25 protein-coding genes are annotated in these 25236 nt (G+C 73.3%); 18 read left to right on the top strand and 7 right to left on the bottom strand.

What is annotated here, in order from left to right; genetic code table 11:
* Positions 1–19: 19 nt before the first annotated feature.
* Positions 20–565, top strand: coding sequence for an isopentenyl-diphosphate Delta-isomerase (gene idi / locus ACFQ46_RS09560; protein WP_380259285.1), 546 nt, complete (start codon positions 20–22; stop codon positions 563–565).
* Here the strand turns inward: idi and ACFQ46_RS09565 are convergent.
* The 4 genes from ACFQ46_RS09565 to ACFQ46_RS09580 all read right to left on the bottom strand — a co-directional run bounded on the left by ACFQ46_RS09565 (position 522) and on the right by ACFQ46_RS09580 (position 6274).
* On the bottom strand, positions 522–3176 hold the full coding sequence (locus tag ACFQ46_RS09565; protein ID WP_380259286.1) for an AAA family ATPase: 2655 nt from the start codon (positions 3174–3176) through the stop codon (positions 522–524). The genes idi and ACFQ46_RS09565 overlap by 44 nt on opposite strands.
* Entirely contained in the window at positions 3173–4312 is a 1140-nt protein-coding gene (locus ACFQ46_RS09570) for an exonuclease SbcCD subunit D (protein ID WP_380259471.1), read from the bottom strand. Before ACFQ46_RS09570 ends, ACFQ46_RS09565 begins: the two co-directional genes overlap by 4 nt.
* 109 nt (positions 4313–4421) lie before the next feature.
* Complete coding sequence (locus ACFQ46_RS09575; RefSeq protein ID WP_380259287.1) at positions 4422–4673, bottom strand: acyl-CoA carboxylase subunit epsilon; 252 nt, start codon at positions 4671–4673, stop codon at positions 4422–4424.
* A complete protein-coding gene (locus ACFQ46_RS09580; RefSeq protein WP_380259288.1) occupies positions 4670–6274 on the bottom strand; it encodes an acyl-CoA carboxylase subunit beta in 1605 nt (534 codons plus the stop codon). Before ACFQ46_RS09580 ends, ACFQ46_RS09575 begins: the two co-directional genes overlap by 4 nt.
* Before the next feature lie 116 nt (positions 6275–6390).
* Here ACFQ46_RS09580 and ACFQ46_RS09585 point away from each other — a divergent pair, with 116 nt between their 5' ends.
* The 3 genes from ACFQ46_RS09585 (at position 6391) to ACFQ46_RS09595 (ending at position 9377) form a co-directional block, all read left to right on the top strand.
* A complete protein-coding gene (locus tag ACFQ46_RS09585) occupies positions 6391–7605 on the top strand; it encodes an NADP-dependent isocitrate dehydrogenase (protein ID WP_380259289.1) in 1215 nt (404 codons plus the stop codon).
* A gap of 93 nt (positions 7606–7698) precedes the next feature.
* Positions 7699–8691 carry a nucleoside hydrolase gene (locus ACFQ46_RS09590; protein WP_380259290.1) on the top strand — a complete coding sequence of 331 codons (993 nt, stop codon included), beginning with the start codon at positions 7699–7701 and terminating at the stop codon, positions 8689–8691.
* Positions 8688–9377 carry a tyrosine-protein phosphatase gene (locus ACFQ46_RS09595; RefSeq protein ID WP_380259291.1) on the top strand — a complete coding sequence of 230 codons (690 nt, stop codon included), beginning with the start codon at positions 8688–8690 and terminating at the stop codon, positions 9375–9377. Before ACFQ46_RS09590 ends, ACFQ46_RS09595 begins: the two co-directional genes overlap by 4 nt.
* A gap of 3 nt (positions 9378–9380) precedes the next feature.
* On the opposite strand, the gene ACFQ46_RS09600 is transcribed toward ACFQ46_RS09595, so the two are convergent.
* Positions 9381–10430, bottom strand: coding sequence for an ABC transporter substrate-binding protein (locus ACFQ46_RS09600; RefSeq protein ID WP_380259292.1), 1050 nt, complete (start codon positions 10428–10430; stop codon positions 9381–9383).
* 135 nt (positions 10431–10565) lie between these two features.
* On the opposite strand from ACFQ46_RS09600, the gene ACFQ46_RS09605 reads away from it, so the two are divergent.
* Positions 10566–11696: a magnesium and cobalt transport protein CorA gene (locus tag ACFQ46_RS09605; RefSeq protein ID WP_380259293.1), complete on the top strand. Its 1131-nt coding sequence runs from the start codon at positions 10566–10568 to the stop codon at positions 11694–11696.
* Here the strand turns inward: ACFQ46_RS09605 and ACFQ46_RS09610 are convergent.
* Positions 11674–12489 carry a PrsW family intramembrane metalloprotease gene (locus tag ACFQ46_RS09610; protein ID WP_380259294.1) on the bottom strand — a complete coding sequence of 272 codons (816 nt, stop codon included), beginning with the start codon at positions 12487–12489 and terminating at the stop codon, positions 11674–11676. The genes ACFQ46_RS09605 and ACFQ46_RS09610 overlap by 23 nt on opposite strands.
* Before the next feature lie 80 nt (positions 12490–12569).
* On the opposite strand from ACFQ46_RS09610, the gene yidD reads away from it, so the two are divergent.
* Positions 12570–12872, top strand: coding sequence for a membrane protein insertion efficiency factor YidD (gene yidD / locus ACFQ46_RS09615; protein WP_380259295.1), 303 nt, complete (start codon positions 12570–12572; stop codon positions 12870–12872).
* 19 nt (positions 12873–12891) lie between these two features.
* On the opposite strand, the gene purU is transcribed toward yidD, so the two are convergent.
* Complete coding sequence (gene purU / locus ACFQ46_RS09620; RefSeq protein ID WP_328294780.1) at positions 12892–13749, bottom strand: formyltetrahydrofolate deformylase; 858 nt, start codon at positions 13747–13749, stop codon at positions 12892–12894.
* Between the two features lie 24 nt (positions 13750–13773).
* On the opposite strand from purU, the gene ACFQ46_RS09625 reads away from it, so the two are divergent.
* The 12 genes from ACFQ46_RS09625 to ACFQ46_RS09680 all read left to right on the top strand — a co-directional run bounded on the left by ACFQ46_RS09625 (position 13774) and on the right by ACFQ46_RS09680 (position 25233).
* Positions 13774–14907, top strand: a complete 1134-nt coding sequence (locus ACFQ46_RS09625; protein ID WP_380259296.1) for an isochorismate synthase MenF — start codon at positions 13774–13776, stop codon at positions 14905–14907.
* Positions 14908–15090: 183 nt separating this feature from the next.
* Positions 15091–16410, top strand: coding sequence for a serine hydroxymethyltransferase (glyA, locus tag ACFQ46_RS09630; RefSeq protein ID WP_380259297.1), 1320 nt, complete (start codon positions 15091–15093; stop codon positions 16408–16410).
* The gene (locus tag ACFQ46_RS09635) at positions 16407–17294 is read left to right on the top strand and encodes a bifunctional methylenetetrahydrofolate dehydrogenase/methenyltetrahydrofolate cyclohydrolase (protein ID WP_380259298.1); all 888 of its coding nucleotides are present in this window, start codon (positions 16407–16409) and stop codon (positions 17292–17294) included. Before glyA ends, ACFQ46_RS09635 begins: the two co-directional genes overlap by 4 nt.
* A 97-nt stretch (positions 17295–17391) precedes the next feature.
* Positions 17392–18216, top strand: coding sequence for an exodeoxyribonuclease III (locus ACFQ46_RS09640; RefSeq protein WP_380259299.1), 825 nt, complete (start codon positions 17392–17394; stop codon positions 18214–18216).
* 61 nt (positions 18217–18277) lie between these two features.
* Entirely contained in the window at positions 18278–18961 is a 684-nt protein-coding gene (locus ACFQ46_RS09645; RefSeq protein ID WP_380259300.1) for a GntR family transcriptional regulator, read from the top strand.
* Positions 18958–20475 (top strand): MmgE/PrpD family protein, encoded by a 1518-nt coding sequence (locus ACFQ46_RS09650; RefSeq protein WP_380259301.1) that lies wholly within the window; start codon positions 18958–18960, stop codon positions 20473–20475. The genes ACFQ46_RS09645 and ACFQ46_RS09650 overlap by 4 nt, the downstream gene beginning before the upstream one ends.
* Before the next feature lie 9 nt (positions 20476–20484).
* Entirely contained in the window at positions 20485–21396 is a 912-nt protein-coding gene (gene prpB / locus ACFQ46_RS09655; protein WP_380259302.1) for a methylisocitrate lyase, read from the top strand.
* A 16-nt stretch (positions 21397–21412) separates the two neighbouring features.
* The gene (locus tag ACFQ46_RS09660; RefSeq protein WP_380259303.1) at positions 21413–22564 is read left to right on the top strand and encodes a bifunctional 2-methylcitrate synthase/citrate synthase; all 1152 of its coding nucleotides are present in this window, start codon (positions 21413–21415) and stop codon (positions 22562–22564) included.
* Positions 22565–22670: 106 nt separating this feature from the next.
* A complete protein-coding gene (locus ACFQ46_RS09665) occupies positions 22671–22916 on the top strand; it encodes a hypothetical protein (RefSeq protein ID WP_380259304.1) in 246 nt (81 codons plus the stop codon).
* Positions 22913–23518 carry a heavy metal-binding domain-containing protein gene (locus ACFQ46_RS09670; RefSeq protein WP_380259305.1) on the top strand — a complete coding sequence of 202 codons (606 nt, stop codon included), beginning with the start codon at positions 22913–22915 and terminating at the stop codon, positions 23516–23518. The genes ACFQ46_RS09665 and ACFQ46_RS09670 overlap by 4 nt, the downstream gene beginning before the upstream one ends.
* A 108-nt stretch (positions 23519–23626) precedes the next feature.
* Complete coding sequence (locus tag ACFQ46_RS09675) at positions 23627–24400, top strand: heavy metal-binding domain-containing protein (protein WP_380259472.1); 774 nt, start codon at positions 23627–23629, stop codon at positions 24398–24400.
* The gene (locus ACFQ46_RS09680; protein WP_380259306.1) at positions 24397–25233 is read left to right on the top strand and encodes a hypothetical protein; all 837 of its coding nucleotides are present in this window, start codon (positions 24397–24399) and stop codon (positions 25231–25233) included. The genes ACFQ46_RS09675 and ACFQ46_RS09680 overlap by 4 nt, the downstream gene beginning before the upstream one ends.
* Positions 25234–25236 lie beyond the last annotated feature (3 nt).

Here is a 25236-nt window from a genome sequence, read left to right on the forward strand (position 1 = left end):
GACCGTTTACCGTTCGGGGGTGACCCTCGCACCGACCGCCGATCTGACCGAACTCGTGGTCCTGCTGACCGAGGACGGCACACCGTGCGGGACCGCGCTGAAGTCCCAGGTCCACCACACCTCGACGCCGTTGCACCTGGCCTTCTCGTGCTGGCTGCTCGACGACGCCGGCCGCACCCTGCTGACCCGACGGGCGGCGACGAAGCGCACCTGGCCGGGGGTCTGGACCAACTCCTTCTGCGGCCACCCCGGTCCGGGGGAGGAGCCCGCGGACGCCGTGGTCCGCCGCTCCGTCCAGGAGCTCGGGATCGAGGTGGAGGGCGTGACGTCGCTGCTGCCGAGCTTCCGCTACCGCGCGGTCATGGCGGACGGCACCGTCGAGAACGAGGTCTGCCCCGTCTTCACCGCGCGCATCGCCACCGGGTCGGGGGAACTGGTCCCCGACCCGAGCGAGGTCGACGAGTTCCGCTGGGTCCACCTCGACGAGCTCCGCGAGCAGATCGCCGCGGACCCCTCGCCGTTCAGTCCGTGGATGTTGTGGCAGTGGGAGCAGTTCCCCCGCTGACCTCCGGGTCCAGGCGGATGACGGTCGCCCCCGCGATCGACGTGTGCACCCCCGGGCCGGGGGTGAGCAGCAGGACCTGGGTCGAGGGTGCGACCCGTTCGAAGACCACCCCGAGTCGTTGCAGCCGTAGCGGATCGGAGTGGCCGAGGGCGTCGTCGAGGACGACGGGGACCCCGTCGGCGGGGTCGACGAGCGTCGCGCACGCCAACCGGGTCAGCACGGCGAGCTGTTCGCGCGCGCCCGTCGACAACTGCTCGTAAGGGACGGTGCGACCCTCCAGCGTGCGGTCGAGGATGCGCAGTTCGTCGTCCAGGCCGATGCGGAAGCTCTCGCCGTAGACGGTGCGGCCGAGTTCCTCGAGCCGGTCCGCGAACGGTGACACGTAGCGGCGCCGCAACACCCCGCGGTGACGTTCCAGGGTGTCGCGCAGCAACCGGGCCGCGGCCGCCCGCCGGGTGAGGCTCTCGAGTTCCCCCTCGAGGCGGGCGACGCGGGACTCCGCCTCGTCCCAGACCTCCTGGCGGGCCTCACCGCCCATGACGGAGAGCCGGGCCTCCAGCCGCAGCAGGTCGCTGGTGAGCCCGTCGCGCCGTCCCACCAGCTCGGTGAGCCTGGACTGGACCTGCTGCGCCCGCCGCAGGGTCGCGTCGGCGTCGCGGGCCGCGAGGTCGGCCTCGAGGTCGGCGACCTCCGCCGCGGCGGTGTCCGCCGCGGTGTCCGCGGCGGTCAGGGCGCGGGCCAGCGCGTCGTCGTCCTGCTCGGCACGGGACTGCTCGAGCCGGAGCGCGGCCCCCTCGACCTCGGTGCGGGCGACCTCGAGAGCGGCCGTGCGGGTGGCGAGCTCGCCGGCGAGGGCGTCGGCGTGCCGGGCGGCCGCGGCCGCCGTCGTGGCCGCCTCACGGGCCCCGCGGCGGCTGCGCAGCGACGTCTCCCGGGTCTCGGCCTCCCGCGTCCGGGCCGCAGCCAGGTCGGGGACCTCACCGTCGCCGATCACCAGGTCGGCCGCGAGCCGGTCGACCTCGGCGCGCAGCTCGTCCGCACCGGCCTCCGCGCTCAGCTGGGTCAGGTGCGCGCGGGCCAGGTCGAGGGCGCTCTGCGCGCTGCGGCGCTCCTCGTGGGCGGCCCGGGCGGCGGCGACGTCCTCGACACCGGCGTCCTCCAGCCGCGCCGCGAGGTCCCGCTCGGCGCGTTCCAGGTCCTCGGCCAGGGGACCGGTGTCCGCACCGGGCAGCACCCGGACGGCGGCGAAACCCGCGACGTCGATCTCCAGCGGCCGCGTCGCGGAGAGCTCGGCCACGGTGCCGGCCGGGACGGGGACGCCGTCCACGAGGACCTCGACGGCGGTGGCCTCGACGACGACCCGGGCGGCGACGGCCTCGGCGCGGGCGCGCAACCCGCCGGCCGTGTCGGCGGCGACCTCGACGGCGCGCACAGCGGCGGCGTCGACCCGGTGCCGGGCGAGCGCCTCGGTGGCCGCCCGGACCTCCTCCGCGGCGGTGGTGACGGCGGCGAGCCGCCGGCGCACCTGCCGCAGCGTCGCGCCGTCCTGACTGCGACGCAGCGTGTCCTGGGCCCCGTCGGCGGCGTCCTGGGCGTCGTCGGCGGCCTGCGCGGCCTCGGTGGCGGCGCTCGCGGCGGTGGTCGCGACCGCCCGGGCGCGCTCGGCCTCCCGGGTCAGGGTGGCGAGACGGGTGGTCTCCTGCTCGACCGCGAGCGCCCGGGCGTGCACGTCCGCGACCGCACGCGAGCGACGCTCCTGCGCGCCGGCGACCTCGGCCCGGGCGCGGCGGGTGTGCTCGGCGCGGGTGCGGGCCTCGAGGAGCTTCGAGCGCCGGTCGCCGAGGTCGGCGACGAGCTGCACCAGCGACTCCGCCTCCGCGGTCGTGGCCTCCACCTCGATCTGGAGCGTCCGGCGGGCGGCGCTGAGTTCGGCGTGCTCGCGCGAGTCCTCGGCGAGGAGGTCGAGGGCCTCCCGGGCGTGCGTGGCCGCCACGCGCGCCTCGGCGAGCTCCTCCGCGCACGTGCGGTGCCGGGAGGTCGGACGCCCCGTGCTCGTCCAGAACTCCGCGTAGCGCTCGCCGATAGCGTCGAGCAGGGTCTGCGCACCGTCCCCGTCGTGGTCCTCGCCGGAACCGGCGGCCGCGTCGAGGGCGGCGGCGAGCGCGGAGCTGCCGCTGAGGCTCGCGTCGAGGGAGGCGCCCTGCAGCATCCGCAGCGCGTCCCAGAGCCGCGTGTCCAGGGTCTCGGTGAGGATGTCGCGGACGCGGCGGTGCGCGTCGTCCCCCGTCAGCTGCTCCAGCCGCGGGCGGTGGACGGTGAGCGTGGTCGCGGGCCGGCTGTGCCACTGCTTGCGCAGGGTGAACCGGTAGGGGCCGGTGCTGATCTCGGCCTCGACGGCGCTCGGGGCGTCGCGGTGCACGGGCTTCACCGCGAGGACGGACGCCTTCTTCGAGGAGTGCTTCTCGGTGAGCAGCATGTCGAGCGCCTCGAGCATCGAGGACTTCCCGACCTCGTTCGCGCCCTCGAGGACGACGACCCCGGTGTCGGGCAGGGTCAGTTCGCGGTGCCGGACACCGCGGAAGTCGTCGAGCACCAGGCGGTGGAGCCTCACGCGCGGGTCCCTCCACCGGCCAGGCGGAACACCAGCGACAACGCGTCGCGCGCGGCCTCGGCGTCCGGGCCGTCGCCCTGGGCGAGCGCGGAGAGCTCCGCGACCGCCGCGTCGGCGAACCCGCCGATGCCGAGGTCGGCGAGCTCGTCGGCGTCGGCCCGCACGACGAGGTCGCTGTGGCGCTCCCAGTGCTGCACCCCGGCCAGCAGGTCACCCTGCACGGCCAGCAGGTCGTCCAGCGTCGCCTTCGCCCCCACGGTGAGCGTGCCCGTGAGGCTGAGGGTGACGACGGTGCGGTCCTTGGCGGGCAACGACTCCAGCTGCCGGCGCAGGGCCTCGACGTCGCTCGCGGAGTCCAGTTCCGCGCGGACGTGGGGGAACGCCCAGCGCCCCACCCGGACGGGTTCGACCTTGGGCGGGGAGGCGTCGCCGACCTCGACGACGAGGACGTTGCCCGGGTCGGTCTCCAGCCGGTCGGTGACCTCCTGGGTGCCCGCGTACCAGACCGCCCCGGACCGTCCGACCTGCGTCGTGGAGTGCCGGTCGCCCAGGGCGACGTAGTGGATGCGCCCGTCCGCGATCGCCTCCTCGAGGGGGGCCAGCGCGATGCGCGCCGGGTCGTCGCGGTCGGGGGAGAGCTCGTCGACCGCGCCGTGCCCGACGACGATGCGCAGGGTGCCGTCGGCGACGAGGCCCTCGGTGGCCTGCGCGAGCAGGTCCCCGGTCGGGTGCTTGGAGGTCCACGGGGCCGCGACGAGCTCGACGCCCGGGCGGACCTCGTGCGGGCCGGCGGTGTCGAGGACGTGCACGCCGGGGGTGTCGCGGACGGCGGGGGAGGCGAGCAGCGAGCTCGCGTCGAGCGGGTCGTGGTTGCCGGGGAGGAGGTAGACGGGGACCCCGACGTCGCTGAACGCGCGCAGGGCCTCCAGCGTGCGGGACAGGACCCGCGGCCCGACGGCGTTGGACTCCAGGACGTCACCGCAGACGACGACGAACTCGGCCCCGTGCTCGCGGGCCACCTCGGCGATGCGGTGCAGGGCGTCGATGCGGGCGGCGGTGTAGCGGGGCTGGGCGTCGGCGTCGAGGAAGTGCCGGGTCATGCCCAGCTGCCAGTCCGCGGTGTGCACGAAGCGCACCTCACGCACCGCGCCCACCCCGACCCCGCGGTTCGAGCTCCCGTTCGACGCCATGGGCACGACGGTAGGTCAGAGCTCCGACACGCTCCCGCAGACGCACCGCCACCCCTCAGCGGGGGAGGGCGCTGGCCCGCCAGCTGCCCCGGCCGGGCACCGGCGGCAGACCGAGCACGTGACGCGGGTCGGCCCAGCGCGAGCGCGGGGCCGGGACCGGGGGGATCCCGTCCGGTGCCGACGGCTGCGACAACCGCGACGTCAGGACGACGGTCAGCGCCGCGAGCTCCTCCGGCTCGGGGTGGCCGCGTTCGATGCGCAGCGCGGTCAGCAGTTCCCGGACGGCCTGCGGGTCGTCGCCGGTCACAGCGGGATGTTCCCGTGCTTCTTGGCCGGCAGCGTCGCGCGCTTCGTGGCCAGCGCCCGCAGGGCCCGGACGACCTGGACCCGCGTCTCGCTCGGTGCGATCACCCCGTCGACGTAGCCGCGTTCGGCGGCGACGTAGGGGTTGGCCAGCTGCAGCTCGTAGTCGTCGACGAGTTCGCGGCGCTTCGCCTCGACGTCCCCACCGGCCTCCGCGGTCTCCTTCAAGGTGCTGCGGTGCAGGATGTTCACCGCGCCCTGGGCGCCCATCACGGCGATCTGCGCGCTCGGCCAGGCCAGGCACACGTCGGCGCCCATCTCCTTGCTGCCCATCACGATGTACGCGCCGCCGTAGGCCTTGCGGGTGATGACCGTGACCAGCGGGACCGTCGCCTCGGCGTAGGCGTAGAGGAGTTTCGCACCGCGGCGGATGATGCCGTTCCACTCCTGGTCGGTGCCGGGCAGGAAGCCCGGGACGTCGACGAAGGTGAGGACGGGGACGTTGAACGCGTCGCACAACCGGACGAACCGGGCGGCCTTCTCGGAGGCGTCGATGTCCAGGGTCCCCGCGAGCTGGGAGGGCTGGTTCGCGACGATGCCGACGGGACGGCCCTCGACCCGGCCGAAACCGGTGAGGACGTTGGGGGCGAAGAGCTCGTGGACCTGGAGGAACTCGCCGTCGTCGAGGACGGCGGCCAGCACCGCCGTCATGTCGTAGGGCTGGTTGGGGGAGTTCGGGACGATCTCGTCCAGGAACAGGTCCTCCTCGTCGACGTGCAGGCCGCGGACGTGCTCGGCCGGCAGCAGCGGCGCCTCGGAGAGGTTGTTCGAGGGCAGGAAGGACAGGAGCTCGCGGACGTAGGCGATCGCGTCGTCCTCGGACTCCGCCAGGTGGTGCGCGACGCCGGAACGGGTCGCGTGGGTGCGCCCGCCGCCGAGCTCCTCGAAGCCGACGTCCTCGCCGGTGACCGTGCGGATCACGTCCGGGCCGGTCACGAACATGTGCGAGGTCTCCTCGACCATCACGGTGATGTCGGTGAGGGCGGGGGAGTAGACGGCGCCGCCGGCCGAGGGACCGAGGATGAGCGAGATCTGCGGGACGACGCCCGAGGCGTGCACGTTGCGGCGGAAGATCCGGGCGTACTGCACCAGGGAGGCGACCCCCTCCTGGATGCGCGCGCCGCCGCCGTCGTTGATGCCGATGACGGGGCAGCCCGTCGTCGCGGCGAAGTCCTGCAGCTCGGCGATCTTGGCGCCGTGCTCCTCGCCCAGCGAGCCGCCGAAGGCCGTGAAGTCCTGGGCGTAGACGCAGACGGGACGACCGTCGACCGTCGCGTAGCCGGTCACGACCCCGTCGCCGTCGACGTGCTTGGCCGCCATCCCGAAGGCCGTCGAGCGGCTGCGGACGAAGCCGCCGCGCTCGACGAAGGAGTCCTCGTCCACCAGCGCCGCGATGCGCTCGCGGGCGGTCTTCTTGCCCCGCGGGTGCTGCTTCGCGGCGGCACGTTCGTCGGCGGCGTGCACGGCCGCGTCGGTCCGGTCGTGCAGCGCCGCGACCTGACCCGCCGTCGTCCGCAGGTCGTGGGGGGTCTCGAGACTGCTCACGGGGCGGCAGCGTACGGGACCGCGGGGGTGCCGTGGCAGGAACGCGGGCGGGGACCGGTAGCTTGACGTCGAGAAAGAGCTCCATGCAGCCGGGTGAAGTCGGAGGGGACAGCACAGTGGCCAAGATCAAGGTTCAGGGACCGGTCGTCGAGCTCGACGGCGACGAGATGACCCGGATCATCTGGCAGTTCATCAAGGACCGCCTGATCCACCCGTACCTCGACGTCGACCTGGAGTACTACGACCTCGGCGTCGAGCACCGCGACGCGACCGACGACCAGGTGACGATCGACGCGGCCCACGCCATCCAGAAGGCGGGCGTCGGCGTGAAGTGCGCGACGATCACGCCGGACGAGGCGCGCGTGGAGGAGTTCGGCCTCAAGAAGATGTGGCGGTCCCCGAACGGGACGATCCGCAACATCCTCGGCGGGGTCATCTTCCGCGAGCCGATCATCATCTCCAACATCCCGCGCCTGGTGCCGGGCTGGACGAAGCCGATCATCATCGGCCGTCACGCCTACGGCGACCAGTACCGCGCCACCGACTTCACGTTCCCGAGCGCGGGCACCCTGACGGTGACCTTCACGCCCACGGACGGCTCGGAGCCCATCGAGCACGAGGTCTTCCAGGCCCCCGGGGCCGGCGTCTCGCTCTCGATGTACAACCTCGACGCCTCGATCGTCGACTTCGCCCGCGCGTCGCTGAACTACGGGCTCTCGCGCAACTACCCGGTGTACCTCTCGACGAAGAACACGATCCTCAAGGCCTACGACGGCCGGTTCAAGGACATCTTCGAAGAGGTCTTCCAGAACGAGTTCAAGGACAAGTTCGCCGCGGCGGGCATCACCTACGAACACCGCCTCATCGACGACATGGTCGCCGCGTCCCTGAAGTGGGAGGGTGGCTACGTCTGGGCCTGCAAGAACTACGACGGTGACGTCCAGTCCGACACCGTCGCACAGGGTTTCGGTTCGCTCGGGCTCATGACGTCGGTCCTCTCGACCCCGGACGGCTCCGTCGTCGAGGCCGAAGCGGCGCACGGCACCGTGACCCGCCACTACCGCCAGCACCAGCAGGGCAAGCCGACGTCGACGAACCCGATCGCGTCGATCTACGCCTGGACCCGGGGCCTCGCGCACCGCGGTCTGCTGGACTCGACCCCCGAGCTCATCGGGTTCTCCGAGACCCTCGAGGACGTCGTCATCAAGACCGTCGAGAGCGGCAAGATGACCAAGGACCTCGCGGCCCTCGTCGGCCCCGAGCAGGCCTGGCAGACGACCGAGGAGTTCCTCGGTTCGCTCGACGAGAACCTCGCGTCCCGCCTCGCCTGAGTCCCGCCTCTCAACTTCTGGGGAGCTCTCCACCCTTCCGCACCACGGGAAGGGTGGAGAGCTCCCCAGAAGTCGTTCTGGGAGACTCGGCCGGTGACCGAGACCCCCGAACGCCGCCAGGTGATCGTCGACACCGACACCGGCCTCGACGACGCCCTGGCCCTGCTGCACCTCGCGGGGTCGCCGCGGGCCGACATCGCCGCGGTCACGACCGTCTACGGCAACTGCCACGTCGAGGACTCCCTGCGCAACGCCGCCCACGTCCTGCGGCTGGCGGGCCTGGCGGACGTCCCGCTCTCCCGGGGCGCGGCGGGACCCTTGCGGGGCGAGGCGCACATCGCCGGCTACGTCCACGGCGACGACGGCCTCGGCGACCTCGGCTTCGAGCGTCCCGACCCGCAGACCACGCAACGGACTGCGGCGCAGCAGATCGTGGCGCTCGCCAACGACGCCCCCGGCCGCTACGACGTCCTCGCCCTCGGGCCGCTGACCAACCTCGCCCTCGCCCTGCGCGAGGACCCCGACCTGTTGTCCAAGGTCCGCAGCGTCACGATCATGGGCGGTTCCGGTCCGTACCAGCCGCTCGGCCGCTCGCTGATGATCGACGCGAACATCCAGAACGACGGCGACGCCGCGCGCGTCCTGTTCAGCGCCGCCCGTCCCGCCGACGACACCGTCACGATGGTCGGCGTCGACGTGACCGGCACGGTCGTCCTCGACGAGGCGATGACCTCGTCGTTGCGGCACGCCGGTACCGCGTGGGGCACCTTCGCGGCCGACGTCCTCGACGCCTACTACCGCTTCTACGTCCACGAGTGGGGCCGTCGGGTCGCGCCGGTCCACGACCCGCTGGCCGCCGCCGTCCTCGTCCACCCGGAGCTCGTCACGCGTCGGGTCACCGCGCCCGCTGCGGTGACCAGCAACGGGTTCGCGACCCGTGCGCGCCTGCTCGAACTCCCCGACGGGACACCGCCCGCGCTGCCCCGGGACCTCGCCCTCGCCCCGGCGACGGCGGTCACCGACGTGGACCGCGACGCCTTCCTCGCCGAGTTCGTCACCGGGCTGGCGCACGGGGTCGCCCGGTGAGCGAGCAGGTCGCGAACCTGCGCGACGTCGCCCACGCCGACGCGCGGCTGCGCCCGGACGTGCTGTGGCGCAGCGCCCAGCCCCTGGCGGGGGACGGTCCGCCGCGTGAGGTGACGACCTGGCCCCCGGCGACCGTGCTCGATCTGCGCTCGGCCGCGGAGATCCCCGCCGGCCCGCACCCGCTGCCCGGGGCGGGGGTGCACCACGTCGCGCTGCTCGACCACGCGGGGGACCCGGGCGCCAACGCGCAGCGCCGCCGCCCCCTGGTCGAGGTCTACCGCTCGATGCTGGAACCCGGGACCGGGCTGCTGCGGGCCGTGGCGCTCGTCGCCTCCGGGCCCGCTCCGGTGCTCGTGCACTGCGCCGCGGGCAAGGACCGCACCGGACTGGTGGTCGCACTGGTGCTGCGGTTGCTCGACGTGCCCCGCGAGGCCGTGCTGGCCGACTTCGCCCTGACCACCCAGGCGATGCCCGAGGTGGTGCGGCGGCTGCTGGCGAGCTCACCGCTGCCCGCGGGGGCCGACCTCTCGCCGCTGCCGGCGGAGTACTTCACGGCCCCCGTGGAGGCGCTGGCGGCGGTCCTCGACGTGTGGGACGCGCACGCGGGCGGCACCGCGGGCTGGGCCCTGGCGCACGGCGCGGCCGGCGACCTGCTCGACCGGCTGCGGGAACGGCTGCTGGCCTGAGGGTCACGCCGGGAGGGTGGCCTCGAGCTCGTCCAGCACCAGCCGCGCGGCCGTGGGGCCGGTGTTGAGGTAGAACGCGTCGTCGTCGACCTCGACGGCCCTCCCGGCGGTCACGACGGGCAGCGGGTCCCACAACGGCAGCGAGGTCAGTTCCGTCACGTCGCCGCCCTGCACGCCGAAGAACAACCAGTCCGCGTCGGCGAGGGGCAGCTGCTCGGGACTGAGGTCGCGGGACGTGTCGTCGGTGAAGCTCTGCGTCGGCGGCCGTCCCAGGCCCGCGTCCTCGGCCACCGATCCGCTGAACGAGGCGACGCCGAACACCCGGGTCCGGTCCCCGTTCCTGCGCAGGAAGGAGACGGTGGGGACGGGGGAGAGACGGGCCCCGAGCCCGGCGGCCCGCTCCTGGTGGTCGGTGAGCCAGCGCTGCGCCTGCTGTCGCCGGCCGAGGGCGTCGGCGAGCAGCTGGAAGTCCTGCTTCCAGTACAGCCCGGTGCCCCGGGTGACGACCGTCGGGGCGATCGCCGACAGCGTGCCCAGGAGCTGCTCGGCGTCCTTGGCCGCGGAGTTCACGAGGATCAGGTCCGGGGCGAGGGCGGCCAGCGCCTCCAGGTTCGGTTCGGTGCGCTCCCCGAGGTCCGCGACCTGCTCGAGCGCCGCCCGGTCGTCCGGGAAGAGGTCGAGCAGGTAGTCCGGGACCCGGTCCGCACCGTCGCCCGCGGTCGAACCGGCGGGGACGACCCCGAGGGTCAGCGCCGCGTCCACCTGCCCGGTCGAGAGGACGGCGACCCGGGTGGGGGCGGTCGCGACGACCGTCGACCCCAGGACGTGGACGACGGTGCGCGGGAACACCCCGTCGTCCTCGCCGCTGCCCCAGCCGTCGGGCAGGACGCGGGGGGTCACCCAGGTCCCCACCCTCGCGGAGGCGGTCGACGCGGGGGCGGAAGGGGCGGCGCTCGACCCGTCGGTGCTGCAGCCCGCGAGCGCCCACAGCCCGGCGACCCCGCCGCCGGCACCCAGCAGCGCCCGACGGCTCATCGAGGGAGGGAGAGTCATGCTTAAGAGGTTAGCCTCACCACAGTACGAATCAGTTCAGGGTCTGGAACCGCGGGAGCACGGGGGGCGGCACACTGGCTGCTGCTGCACCACACGTCCCGGTCGCGAGGCCGGGGGAACGCCGGAGGTCCGCCCATGGCCAAGCGCCGACTGTCGTTGCCGTCGATGGGACGTCGTGGGATGGCCCCTCCCTCACGCAACCTCTCCCTCGACGGGGCGATCCCCGCCAAGGCCGAGACCCGGGGCAGCAGCCTCGTCGACAGCGGCGTCTACCTCCACGGCGAGCGGGTGGCCTCGCCGCGCGACCTCGCCGACACCCTGACCTCGTTGCGCGAGGAGGAGGGGCGCATCGCCTGGATGGGGCTCTACCGCCCCGCCGAGGAGGAGCTGAACACCCTCGCCGCGGAGTTCGACCTGCACGAACTCGCCGTCGAGGACGCCGTCCTGGCCCACCAGCGGCCCAAGCTGGAGCGCTACGGCGCGACGTTGTTCGTCGTGCTGCGCGCCGCCCGTTACCTCGACGAGCGCGAGGAGGTGGAGTTCGGTGAACTGCACCTCTTCATCGGCCGCGACTTCCTCATCACCGTGCGCCACAGCGAGTCCCCGAGCCTGTCCGACGTGCGCCGCCGCATGGAGGCCGACCCGGAACTGCTGGGCCGGGGGACGGAGGCGGTCCTCTACGCGATCCTCGACGCCGTCGTCGACGGCTACGGGCCGGTGCTGCACGGCCTGGAGAACGACATCGACGAGATCGAGACCCAGGTCTTCACGGGCGACCCGACCGTGTCCCGGCGCATCTACGAGCTGTCCCAGGAGGTCTCGGACTTCCAGCGCGCGGTCACCCCGTTGCCGGCGATCCTGGCCGGGCTCAGCGGCGGGTTCCAGAAGTACCGCGTCGACGAGGAGCTGCAGCGCTACCTGCGCGACGTGGCCGACCACGTGACCGTCGCCGTGGAGCGGCTGGAGAACTACCGCAGCCAGTTGCGCGACATCCTCACCGTCAACGCGACCCTCGTCGGACAGCGCCAGAACGAGGAGATGCGCTCGCTCACCGAGGCCAGCTACGCCCAGAGCGAGGAGGTCAAGAAGATCTCCTCGTGGGCGGCGATCCTGTTCGCGCCCAGTCTCGTCGGCGGCGTCTACGGCATGAACTTCACACACATGCCGGAGCTGAACTGGGTCCTCGGCTACCCCTTGGCGCTGCTGCTGATGCTGGCGCTCAGCGTCACCCTCTACACGATCTTCAAGCGGCGCGGCTGGCTGTGAGGCGGTCCCGCGGGGCCCGGTCGACGTGGGCCCGGTGGGTGAGGACCAGCAGCACGGTGACGCTCACCACCACGACGACGACGTGGACGGACAGGGCGCTGGAGTCGTCCCAGACGGTGTGCAGGACGACGGCCGCGAGGTAGGCCCCGACGAACTTCACGAGGGCCCGGCCCCGGTGCGCGGCCGTCGGCACGCGCCACAGCATCGCGACCGTGAGCCCGGTCCAGGCCACGTGCCCGGCGGGGGAGAGCAGGGCCCGCAGCAGCAGGGTGTCCTCGACGGCGGCGAGGTTCCCGGCCCGCAGCAGTTCCTGGAACCCGTACCCCATGGTCTCCAGCGCGGCGAAGCCCATCCCGGAGGCCACGCCCACCACGATCCCGCCGCGGGGGTCGCGCGGGCGGGTCACCAGCAGCACGAGGAGGGGGACGACGAGCTTCGCGGCCTCCTCGATGAAGCCCACCAGGAGCATCGCCCCCGCGCCGAGCTCGCGCTCCGCCCGGTACTCCAGGACCCCTGCCGCCACCGTGCCCACGATGCCGCCGGCGATCGCGGTCGCCGCGACCACTCCACCGCGGACGGGGATGCGACGGCCCCCGCTCTCGGCGAAGACGAGCACCGTCATGGGGACGGTGATCGCGCCGACGAGCAGCAGGGAGGGGAAGTAGTTCAGGTTCCGGGTGCGGACCATGACGTCGAGCAGGACGACGTAGGCCACGACCCCGCCCACGAGGACCCCGAGCCACGCCGCGCGGCGCACTCGGGAGGACGGTGGGGAGGTCGCGGTTCCGCTCACGGACCCAAGGTGCCGCAGGTCGCCGGGAACCGCCTCCCGGTGGACGTGCCGCCCGCGGCGAACCGTCCTAGCGTGGCGCCATGGAGCTGTCGAACGCCCCCCGACGACTCGTCGAGACCGCCATCGGGAGGTACCAGCGCAGCCTGTCGCCGCGCAAGGGCTACTCCTGCGCGCACCGCCTCGCCCACGGCGGCGCCTCCTGCTCGGTGGCCGTGCGCGAGCACGTGCACCGCGACGGGGTGCTGCGCGCGGTCCTGCCGAGCGCGGTCCGCTTCCTCGCCTGCTACCGCGCCGTGGCGCTGCTCGCCCCGATGGAGACCAGCGGCGTCTGCTGCATCGGCCCGATCCCCATCCCCTTCCGCTTCGGCGGCCGGGGGCGCTGACTCGGCGGGCTCCGCAGTCCTAGCGGAAGACCACGGTCCGGTTGCCGTCCATCAGCACGCGGTGCTCGGCGTGCCAGCGCACCGCGCGGGCCAGCGTCCGCGCCTCGACGTCCTGCCCCTGCCGCACCAGCTCGTTCGCGGAGTGGCGGTGGTCGACGCGCTCGATCTCCTGCTCGATGATCGGGCCCTCGTCGAGGTCGGCCGTCACGTAGTGCGCCGTCGCCCCGATGATCTTCACGCCCCGGGCGTGCGCCTGGTGGTACGGCCTGGCGCCCTTGAAGCTCGGCAGGAACGAGTGGTGGATGTTGATGGCCTTGCCGGAGAGGTTGCGGCACAGGTTGTCCGACAGGATCTGCATGTACCGGGCCAGCACGACGAGTTCCACGTCGAGCTCCTCGACCAGCTCCAGCAGCCGCGCCTCGCCCGCCTCCTTCGAGGCCGGGTCGCCCGTGGTGACCGGGACGTGCACGAACGGGATCCCGTAGAACTCCGCCAGCGGGGCCAGGTCGGTGTGGTTGGAGACGACCGCCGCGATCTCGATGGGCAGACCGCCCGAACGGTGGCGGAAGAGCAGGTCGTTGAGGCAGTGGCCCTGCTTGGAGCACATCACCAGCGTGCGCATCGGCTCGTCGGCGGCCGAGAGCTTCCAGGTCAGCCCGAACCGCGCCGCGACCACCTCGAGGTTGGCGCGCAGCGCCTCCTCACCGGCGGCGGCGTCGAAGGCCACCCGCATGTTGAACAGGCCCGTGTCGGGGTCCCCGTACTGCTGGCTCTCGGTGATGTTGGCGTCGAGGGCGACGAGGGCTCCCGTCACGGCGTGGACGATGCCGGGGCGGTCGGGGCAGGACAGGGTCAGGACCCTCGGGCGCGTGCTCACGACACGTGAGCCTAGGCTGCAGACGTGTCAGAACCCGAGGCGGCAGCTCTCGCGGTGCGCGCAGGGGCCACCGTCTTCTCCGGCGAGAAGTCCACCCTGGTCCAGAACGGACCCCGGCCGCTCGTCCCCGGCGTCAGCGGACTGGAACAGCTCCGGCGCACCGTCGCGGCCCTCGAGGGCGCTCCCGCCGGGGTCATCGTCGCCGGCGCCGTCCCCTTCGACCTGCGCACGCCCGGGGCCCTGCGCCTCGGCGTCGGGGAGACGACCCCGGGCCCGCTGCAGCTGCCGCTCACCGGTGGCCGCCGGAAGGTCACCGTCGCGCGCAGCCGTCCCCGTCCCTCACCCTCCGGCTACGCCGACGCCGTGCGGACCGCCCTGGGGCGCATCGCCAGCGGTGAGGTCGACAAGGTCGTCCTGGCCCGGACCCTCGAACTCGAAGCCCTCGACGACTGGTCGGTGCCCGAACTCGTCGCCGAGCTCGTCGCCCGCAACCCCGCCGCCACGACGCTCGCCGTCCCCCTCGACGACCCCGCCGACAGCCAGGCCCGGTGGCTCGTCGGCGCCAGTCCGGAGCTGTTGCTGCGGCGCCGGGGCCCGAGCGTGCTGCTGCGCCCGCTGGCGGGGTCGATCCCGCGCTCCCCGGAACCCGACGAGGACGTGCGTCGGGCCGACGCCCTGATGGTCTCCGACAAGGACCGCCGCGAGCACGCCTTCGTCGTCGACGCCATCGTCGAGGCGCTGACGCCGTTCTGCCGGACCATCACCACCCCCGAGCCGGAGCTCATGGCCACCCCGGCCGTGTGGCACCTCGCGACGCGGATCAGCGCGCTGCTCACCGACACCGCCACCACCTCCGTCGACCTCGTCTCGGCCCTGCACCCCACCCCCGCGGTGGGTGGGTCCCCGCGGGCGGCGGCCATGCGGGTGATCGACGAGGTCGAGGGTCTGGACCGCGGGTGCTACGCCGGGGCCGTCGGCTGGCAGGACGTGCACGGGGACGGCGAGTGGGTCGTCGCCGTGCGCTGCGCCGAGGTCAGCGGGCGTCGGCTGCGGGTCTTCGGCGGCGCCGGGATCGTGCAGGGCTCCGACCCCGACCTCGAGGTCGCGGAGACCGCCGCCAAGATGCGCACCGTCCTCGACTCCGCCATCCCGCGCTGACCCCTCTCCGGGGCCCGGGCAGGGTCCTTCCTGGGCTAACCTGAGCTCGGCCGCGACTGGCGCTGGGTGGGTCACCACCGGGGAGCGGCCACGGGCACCGTCCGAACGGGCGGGTCCCGCCGTTCACGGGGTCGTCCGCCTGGGCCTCGCGTCGCCACCAACGCCGCCGTCCGAGGAGCGAACGTGACCGACGTCCAGCCCACCAACCCGACTTCCACCTCCGGCAGTGGCTCCGGTGTCACCGACCGACCGTTGTCGGAGGTCGACCCCGAGATCGCCGCAGTGCTCGACGCCGAACTCGGCCGTCAGCGCGACACCCTCGAGATGATCGCCAGCGAGAACTTCGCCCCGCGCTCCGTCCTCGAGGCGCAGGGGTCCGTCCTCACCAACAAGTACGCCGAGGGCTACCCCGGCAAGCGCTACTACGGCGGCTGCGAGCACGTCGACGTCGCCGAGGACCTCGCGCGCGACCGCGCCAAGGCCCTCTTCGGCGCCGAGCACGCCAACGTCCAGCCGCACTCCGGCGCCACCGCCAACGCGGCCGCCATGCACGCCTTCATCCGCGGCGGCGACGGCATCCTCGGCCTCGAGCTGGCCCACGGCGGTCACCTCACGCACGGCATGAAGATCAACTTCTCGGGCCGCATGTACGACGTCTCGTCCTACGGGGTGGACCCGACGACGTTCCGCGTCGACATGGACGTCGTGCGCGCCGTCGCGTTGGAGTCGCGTCCCAAGCTCATCATCGCCGGCTGGTCGGCCTACCCCCGCCAGCTCGACTTCGCGGCCTTCCGCTCCATCGCCGACGAGGTCGGCGCCCACCTCATGGTCGACATGGCGCACTTCGCCGGGCTCGTCGCGGCCGGTCTGCATCCCAGCCCCGTCCCGTACGCCGACGTCGTCACCTCCACGGTGCACAAGACCCTCGCCGGGCCCCGCTCGGGCCTGATCCTGACCAAGCAGGAGTTCGCGAAGAAGATCGACTCCGCGGTCTTCCCGGGCCAGCAGGGTGGCCCGCTGATGCACGTCATCGCCGCGAAGGCCGTCGCCTTCAAGGTCGCGGGCTCCGAGGAGTTCGCCGAGCGTCAGCGCCGCACCCTCGAGGGCGCCAAGATCGTCGCCGAGCGCCTCACCGCGGCCGACGCGAAGGAGGCCGGCGTGTCCGTCCTCACCGGCGGCACCGACGTCCACCTCGTGCTCGTCGACCTGCGCGACTCCCAGCTCGACGGCCAGCAGGCCGAGGACCGCCTCCACGAGGTCGGCATCACCGTCAACCGCAACGCGGTGCCCTTCGACCCGCGTCCGCCGATGGTCACCTCCGGCCTGCGGATCGGCACCCCGGCGCTCGCGACCCGCGGTTTCGGGGCGGCGGAGTTCACCGAGGTGGCCGACGTCATCGCGCTCGCGCTCAAGCCGGAGTTCGACGCGGACGCCCTGCGCGCCCGGGTCGCGAAGCTGACCGCGGAGTTCCCGCTGTACCCGTCGAACAAGGGCTTCCTGTGACGGCGACGATCCTCGACGGCAAGGCCGCCGCGGCGGCGGTGAAGGCGGACCTCGCCGAACGCGTCGCCGTGCTGCGCGAGCACGGCATCGTCCCCGGCCTGGGCACGGTCCTGGTCGGCGACGACCCGGGGTCGGCCAGCTACGTCCGCGGCAAGCACCGCGACTGCGCCGAGGTCGGCATCGCCTCGATCCAGGTCCAGCTGCCGGCGACGGCGACGCAGGCCGAGATCGAGTCCGAGATCGCCCAGCTGAACGCGAACCCGGAGTGCACGGGGTTCATCGTCCAGCTGCCGCTGCCGGACGGCATCGACGCGAACCGCGTGCTCGAGATGGTCGACCCGGACAAGGACGCCGACGGGCTGCACCCGACGAACCTCGGCCGACTGGTGCTGCGGGTGCGCGAGGAGATCACCTCCCCGCTGCCGTGCACCCCGCGCGGGGTCATCGATCTGCTGCTGCGCCACGACGTCCCGCTCGACGGGGCCGAGGTCGTCGTCGTGGGTCGCGGGGTCACGGTCGGTCGCCCCATCGGGCTGCTGCTGACCCGTCGCCACCCCAACGCGACGGTCACGTTGTGCCACACCGGGACCAGGGACCTGGCGAGCCACCTGAAGCGGGCCGACGTCATCGTCGCCGCCGCCGGGGTGCCGGGTCTGGTCACGAAGGAGAACGTGAAGCCGGGTGCCGCGGTGCTCGACGTCGGCGTCTCCCGCGTGCTCGACCCCGAGACGGGCAAGAGCAGGCTGACCGGTGACATCGCCCTGGACGTCGCCGAGGTCGCGGGGTTCATGGCCCCCAACCCCGGTGGTGTCGGCCCGATGACCCGGGCGCTGCTGCTGACGAACGTGGTCGAGTCCGCCGAACGCGCCGCCGGCCTCCGCTGACCGCCACTCCTGGGAGTCTTTCCACCCTTCCCGGCCTTCGGAAGGGTGGAAAGCTCCCCAGGAGTTGGTGTCGGAGGGGGCGGGTAGGGTCCGCGGCGTGCCTCGGAAGAAGAAGTCGATCACCGTCGCGACGATCAACGTCAACGGTGTCCGCGCCGCCGTCCGGCGCGGGATGCACCCCTGGCTGGACGTGCGCGACCCCGACGTCGTGCTGCTCCAGGAGGTCCGCGCCCCCGACGAGGAACTGCGCAAGGCCCTGCCGGGCTTCGTGCACGTCGCGCACACCGAGGCGGCCGCGAAGGGGCGGGCCGGGGTGGCGATCGCGTCGAGGGCGGAGTTCTCCGCCGTGCGCATCGGGTTCGCCCACGACCCCCACTTCGAGACCTCCGGCCGCTGGATCGAGGTCGACGTCGACACCGCCGTCGGGCCGATGACCTTCGTCAGCGCCTACGTCCACTCCGGCGAGGTCGGAACCCCGCAGCAGGACGACAAGTACCGCTTCCTCGACGCCATGGACGTCCGCTTCGCCGAACTCGGCCGGATCGCGCAGGAGACCGGCCGCGAGGCCCTCGTCGCGGGTGACCTGAACGTCGGGCACACCGAACGCGACATCAAGAACTGGAAGGGCAACCGGAACAAGGCCGGGTTCCTCGAGGACGAGCGCGCCCACTTCGACCACTGGTTCGACACCCTCGGCTGGGTCGACACCCAGCGCAGCGTCGCCGGTGACGTCGACGGCCCGTACGCCTGGTGGTCCTGGCGCGGGCAGGCCTTCGACAACGACACCGGCTGGCGCATCGACTACCAGCTCGTCACCCCCGGTCTCGCAGTGCGGCTGACCTCCGTCGAGACCGACCGCGCGGCGACCTACGCCGAGCGGTTCTCCGACCACGCCCCGGTCGTCGCCACCTACGGGCCCTGACGCCTGCTTCTGCATGCACTGAGCGCTTGACGACCGTAGATCGGCGGTCCATGGTGCTCGTGTGCATGCACAGCGGCGGGGAGGGACGACGGAGCGGGTCTACGGCCGGCTCCGTCAGGACGTCCTCGACGGGGTCCTGGCGCCGGGGGCGCCGCTCGCCGAGGTGGACCAGAGCGTCCGCCTCGAGGTGTCGCGCACCCCGGTCCGCGAGGCCTTCGCCCGCCTCGTCGCCGACGGTCTCGCGCAGCCCCTGCCGGGTCGCGGTCTCGTCGTGGCCCCTCTCGACCCGGGGGCGGTCGAGCAGCTCTACGACGTGCGCGAGGCCCTGGAGGTCAAGGCCGCGCGGCTCGCGGCCCAGCGCCGGGACGCCGCGGAGTTCGCGGAGTTCGCCCGCGGGTTCGCCCGGGCGCCCGAACTGCTCGGGGCGGGCGAAGCGGGTCTCGACCGCTACTACGAGCTGACGGCCCGCTTCGACGAGGCCATCGACGCCGCCGTCGCGAACCCCTGGTTGCAGCAGGCGCTCGCCGCGGTGCGCACCCACCTGGTGCGCATCCGCCGCCTCGCCCGCCACGACCCGGCGCGGTTGTCGGCCGCGGCCGCCGAGCACCAGCTCATCGCCGAGGCGATCGCCCTCGGGGACGCCGACCTCGCCGCCCACGCCGTGCACGTCCACCTGCACCGCAGCAGGTCCCACTTCAGCTCCGCGCTCCGGCACGGATCCATCGAGGAAGAGGTCAGTGCGTGAAGCAGCACGAGGTCAGGGTCCACCGCAGCGACGAGGACTTCGCCCGCGAGGACGAACTCGCCTGGCAGTTGGCCCGGGTCGCCACCGACCCGGTCGCGGTCGAGGACGACGTGGCCGAGATGGTCGTGAACCGGGTCCTCGACAACGCGGCCGTGTCCGCGGCCTCGCTGCTGCGGGCGCCGGTCGTCGCGGCCCGGTCCCAGGCGCTGGCCCACCCGCCCTCGCGCGGGGGGCGCGGGGCGCTCGTCGTGGGGACCGGTGAGGCCGTGTCCCCGGAGTGGGCGGCCTGGGCCAACGGGGTCGCGGTCCGCGAACTCGACTTCCACGACACGTTCCTCGCCGCGGAGTACTCCCACCCCGGCGACAACGTCCCCGCCCTCGTCGCGGTGGCCCAGCACCTCGGCCTCGACGGGGCGGCCCTGCTGCGGGGGATCGTCACGGGCTACGAGGTGCAGGTGGACCTGGTGCGGGCGATCTCGTTGCACCGCCACAAGATCGACCACGTCGCGCACCTCGGGCCGTCCGTCGCGGCGGGTCTCGGCACGATGCTGGGGTTGTCCCAGGAGGTCGTCCACCAGGCGATCGGTCAGGCGCTGCACACGACGACGGCCACGCGGCAGTCCCGCAAGGGCGCGATCTCGACGTGGAAGGCCCACGCCCCGGCGTTCGCGGGCAAGGTCGCCGTCGAGGCGGTGGACCGCGCGATGCGCGGGCAGACGAGCCCGGCGCCGATCTACGAGGGCGAGGACGGGGTGATCGCCTGGCTGCTGGACGGACCGGACGCGGTCTACGAGGTGCCGCTGCCGGAACCCGGTGAGGCGAAGCGCGCGATCCTCGACACCTACACCAAGGAGCACTCCGCGGAGTACCAGGCGCAGGCGATCATCGACCTCGCCCGCCGGTTGCACCGCGAGCACCCCGAACTGGTCGACCCGGCGAACGTGGTCTCGATGGTGCTGCACACCAGCCACCACACCCACGTCGTCATCGGCTCCGGCGCGAACGACCCGCAGAAGTACGACCCGACGGCCAGCCGGGAGACGCTGGACCACTCGGTGCCCTACATCTTCACCGTCGCCCTGCAGGACGGGACCTGGCACCACGCCGACTCCTACGCCCCCGAGCGGGCCCAGCGCCCGGACACGGTCGCCCTGTGGCGCAAGGTGTCGACGACGGAGGACCCTGCGTGGACCGCCCGCTACCACTCCACCGACCCGGCGGAGAAGGCGTTCGGCGGTCGCCTCGTCGCGACGCTCACCGACGGTTCGACCGTCGTCGCCGAGATCGCCGTCGCCGACGCGCACCCGCTCGGGGCGCACCCCTTCACCTGGGAGCAGTACAGCGCGAAGTTCGCGACCCTGGCCGAGGGGGTCCTCGACCCCTCCGAGGTCGAGCGGGTCACCCGTCTCGTCACCGAACTCCCGGGCCTCGACGCCGCCGGGGTCCGGGCGCTGAACGTCACCGCCCCGGCGAGCTACCTCGCCCGGGTCCCGCTCCCCACCGGTCTGTTCTGAGGAGGCCCCGTGCTGTTCTCCACCACCACCCCCACCGCGAAACGTGCCACGTTCCGGGCGGCGCTCGCCTCGGGTGAGCTCCTCCGCCTGCCGGGGGCGTTCAACCCCCTGTCCGCCCGGCTGATCCAGCGCAAGGGTTTCGAGGGGGTGTACGTGTCCGGGGCCGTGCTCGCCGCGGATCTCGGGTTGCCCGACATCGGGCTCACGACGCTCACCGAGGTCGCGGGCAGGTCCGCGCAGATCGCCCGGGTCACCGACCTCCCCGTCCTCGTCGACGCCGACACCGGTTTCGGCGAACCCCTCAACGTCGCCCGCACCGTCCAGACCATGGAGGACGCCGGGGTCGCCGGGATGCACGTCGAGGACCAGGTGAACCCGAAGCGCTGCGGCCACCTCGAGGGCAAGGCCGTCGTCGACGAGGCGACGGCGTTGCGCCGGATCCGGGCCGCCGTCGACGCCCGGCGCGACCCCGACTTCCTCGTCGTCGCCCGCACCGACGTGCGCGGGGTCGAGGGGATGGACGCGGCCGTGCAGCGGGCGAAGCAGCTCGCGGACGCGGGGGCCGACGCGATCTTCGCCGAGGCCATGGCGGACCTCGCCGAGTTCGAGGCGATCTGCGCGGCCGTCGACGTCCCGATCCTCGCGAACATGACGGAGTTCGGCCGCAGCGACCTCTTCACCCACGAGCAGCTGCGCGACGTCGGCGTGCGGATCGTCATCCACCCGGTCTCGTTGCTGCGCCTGGCGATGGGCACGGCGGACCGGGCCCTCGACGACCTCCTCGCGATCGGTTCGCTGGCGGGACAGGTTCCCGGCATGCAGACCCGGGCCGAGCTGTACGACCTCGTCGACTACGCCGGCTACGGCGACTTCGACTCCGGCGTCTACGACTTCAGTCTCGAAGGCAACCGATCGCGATGACGCGGAGGAACCGACCATGACGACCACACCCGATCCCGATCCCACCCCGCCCGAGATCCACAAGGGGCTCGCCGGTGTCGTCGCCGACACGACCGCGATCTCCAAGGTGAACCCCGCGACGAACTCGTTGCTCTACCGGGGCTACCCCGTCCAGGAACTCGCCGAGCACTGCTCGTTCGAACAGGTCGCCTGGTTGCTGTGGCGCGGTGACCTGCCCGACCGTGAGGAACTCGCGGCCTTCACGGCCTCCGAACGCGCGGGACGGGCCCTGGACGCACGGGTCCGCCGCGTCGTCGACGAACTCCCGCTCGCCGCGCACCCCATGGACGTCCTGCGGACCGCGGTCAGCGTCCTCGGCGCCCTCGACCCGCAGGCCGGGGACTCGGCCCCCGACGTCGAGTTCGCCAAGGCGCAACGGTTGTTCGCGGCGCTGCCGGCCGTCGTCGCCCACGCCCAGCGCCGCACCCGCGGTCTGGAACCCGTCCCGCCGCGCGACGACCTGGGCTACGCGGCGAACTTCCTCTGGATGACGTTCGGCGAGGAACCCGACGCGGGCGTGGTCCGCGCCTTCGAGGTGTCCCTCGTCCTCTACGCCGAGCACTCCTTCAACGCCTCGACGTTCACGGCCCGGGTCGTGACGTCGACGTTGTCCGACCTGCACTCCGCGGTGGTCGCCGCGATCGGCGCGCTCAAGGGTCCGCTGCACGGTGGTGCGAACGAGGCCGTCTGGCAGGTGTTCGAGGAGATCGGCCTGGGCGAGGGTTCCGCCGAGCGGGCCCGGCGGTGGCTGGACGCCGCGCTGGCGCAACGCCGCAAGATCATGGGTTTTGGCCACCGGGTCTACCGGTCCGGGGACTCCCGGGTGCCCAGCATGCACGCCGCGCTGCAGGTGCTGGCGGGGGACATGGGACGCCAGGACGTCCTCGACCTCTACGACGCGCTCGAGGAGGCCATGACCTCGGCGAAGAACATCCTGCCGAACCTGGACTACCCCTCGGGACCGGCCTACCACCTCATGGGTTTCGACACCGCGCTGTTCACGCCGATCTTCGTCGCCGCGCGGGTCGTCGGCTGGACCGCGCACGTGGTGGAGCAACGGGCGGCGAACTCCCTCATCCGGCCGCTCTCCGCCTACGACGGTCCCGCCGAGCGGCACCTGCCGCTCTGACCGCGGGTTTCCTGCGCATCGGCTGGGAGTTCCGCGGAAACGCTTGCCCTCGCCGGGCGCCTGCCTAGGCTGGGTGGATGGTCCTCCGGCCCGGTACGGCGAACACGTGAGTCCTTGGGCGGGTGGCCTGCCCCCGGCGGCCCTGGCCCGCGTCACCCGGCAACGGGCCGGCGGGGCCACCGGCTCGTTCCTCTCCGCACCCGGCGCCGCGGCCGTCGCGGCGGCGGGCCTGGCCCCGGTGGGGGAGGTGTTCGGGTGCCTGGTCATGAACCTCGGCTGGAGCGGGGTTTCTGCGGTGCGTGGGCGACCACCTCCGGTCCCGGGGCCTGGGGGTGGACGAGCCCGGTCGTGACCACCGGCGACCCCGGCGGACTCCGGAACGGCTCGGGCCCCTACGTGCGCGCCGTCGACGCCGCCTGGCACGGGGCGCTGGACCGGATGCTGGCGGAGGCGCGCGCCCTCGGGGCCGACGGTGTCGTGGGGGTCCGCACCACCCGCGCCCACCTCGACGGCACCGCCGTGGAGTTCACCGCACGAGGGACAGCGGTCCGCGAACTCGACCGCACGGCCCCGGGAACGCTCTGGTGCGCCGGACTCAGCGCCGAGGACGTCGCCGCCGCGATGGGGTCGGGCTTCGCCCCCCGGGCGCTGGTGCGGGGCCTCTCGGTCGCCACGAAGCACGAGGACCCGTTGATGGTGCAGCAGCGGAGCAGCTGGAGCGGCAACGAGGTCGACGGGCTGACGGAACTGCTCACCCGCGCCCGCGCCGACGCCCGCCGCGGTCTGACGCCCGTCGGCACGGGAGCGGCCACGTGGTGGTCGACGACGTCCGCCTCGGGACCTTCGAGACCCCGTGCGGCGACGGGAAGGACCTGCACGCCGAGGCTTCCTTCACCGGAACCCTGCTCACCGAGGTGGGATCCCCCGGCGCCGGGCGGGCCCCCGCCGTCCTGACCGTCCTACCCCTGAACCGTTGAGGAGCACCCCGTGAGCACCGGATCCGACGTCCCCCCGCTGGCCGACGTCCACCTGCCCCCCGACGCGCGTGAACGCCTCGAGGGGATGCGCGGTGACCACGGCCGGGCCCTGTTCACCTCCGACCTCAGCGTCAACGAGTTCCTGCTCGTGCGCGAGGCCGGGTTCCGTCCCGTCGGGCTCGTGCTGGGTTCCAGCGTCTACCACGTCGGGCTGCAGGTCGGACGCTGGAGCAAGAACATGGAACTCGACAAGCTCACCCAGGCGATGTACCACGCACGGGAACTCGCGATGACGAGGATGGAGGCCGAGGCCGCGGAACTCGGCGCCGACGGCATCGTCGGGGTGCGCCTGGAGATCGAGTTCAAGGAGTACGGCAACGACCTCGCGGAGTTCCTGGCCATCGGCACCGCCGTCGTCGCCGACGAACCGCCGCCCAGCGGGACCTGGCGCACCGTGCACGGGCTGCCCTTCACCTCCGACCTGTCCGGACAGGACTTCTGGACCCTCGTGCAGGCCGGGTACGCCCCGCTCGGCCTGGTGATGGGTACCTGCGTCTACCACATCGCCCACCGCGGGGTCCTCGCCTCGATGAGCACCGTCGGCAGCAACGTCGAGATCGAGCAGTACACCGAAGCCCTCTACGAAGCCCGTGAGCTCGCGATGAGCCGCATGCAGGCCGAGGCCGAGGCGCTGCAGGCCGAGGGCATCGTCGGCGTCCAGCTCCTGTCGTTGCCGCACCGCTGGGGTGGGCACACCACGGAGTTCTTCGCCATCGGCACCGCGGTCCGCCCGTTGCGTGCGGACCACACCATCGCCAGACCGTCGCTGGTGCTGCCCCTCACGGACGGGCCGCGGTGAGTCCTGCGTTCGCCGCGCCCACGACCCCGGAGGACGCCGCGGAGTTCCTGGAACGCCTGGCCGTCTCCCTGTCCCGGGTGCTGGGGCCCGCAGCCGCGGGCACCCTCGTCGTGCAACGGCACCGCTCGCTGGGCGACCGGGTGGCCGGGCGAGCGGGTGCGGTGCGCTCGCTCCGGCTCACCCTGCCGTCCGCGCTGCTGAGCGTGCAGGTCGGCGGTCCGGGGTTGACGGCGACGGCGCAGCGGGTGGTGCGGGGGGTGACGATCGCGCGCCGCGACGTCCCGGTGGGGGAGTTCCTCGAACTGCTGGCCGCCGGCGTGGCCGACCTCGCGGCGAGCACGGCGGGTGGTTCCGCCGCCGCGGCCCGCGCGCTCGCCGCGCTCGGTCTGGCGCCGGCGGCCGACGCGTTGCTCGTCGACCCTGCGGACGTCACCGGCAGTCTGCGGTCCCTGCCCGCCCGGGCCCGGGGGCTGGTGCCCGACGCGGCGCTCCCGCTGGTCCAGGCTCTCGTGGACCGCCTGCTGGACACCGTGCCGCGCGTCGCGGGCGGGGGTGTCGATCCGGCCCGGCTGGCGGTGCGGAGCGCGGCGGTGGACTACCTGCCGGACACGTTGCGGGCCTTCGCGGTCCTGCCGCGGGAGTGGGCCCGCAGCCACGTCCTGCCGGGTGCGGGAACGGCCGAGCAGCTCCTGCTGGACCAGCTCGGGGTCCTGCTCGAGGCCGTCACCCGCCTGCACGACGCGGCGGTGCTCGAGGACGCCTCCGGCCTGGTGGTCAACGGGTTGTTCCTCACCGACCGCTTCGCCGGGTCCAGCCTCGACCTGCCCGACTGAGCG

It is taken from the genome of Kineococcus sp. GCM10028916, assembly GCF_042674865.1.
GTDB lineage: Bacteria > Actinomycetota > Actinomycetes > Actinomycetales > Kineococcaceae > Kineococcus.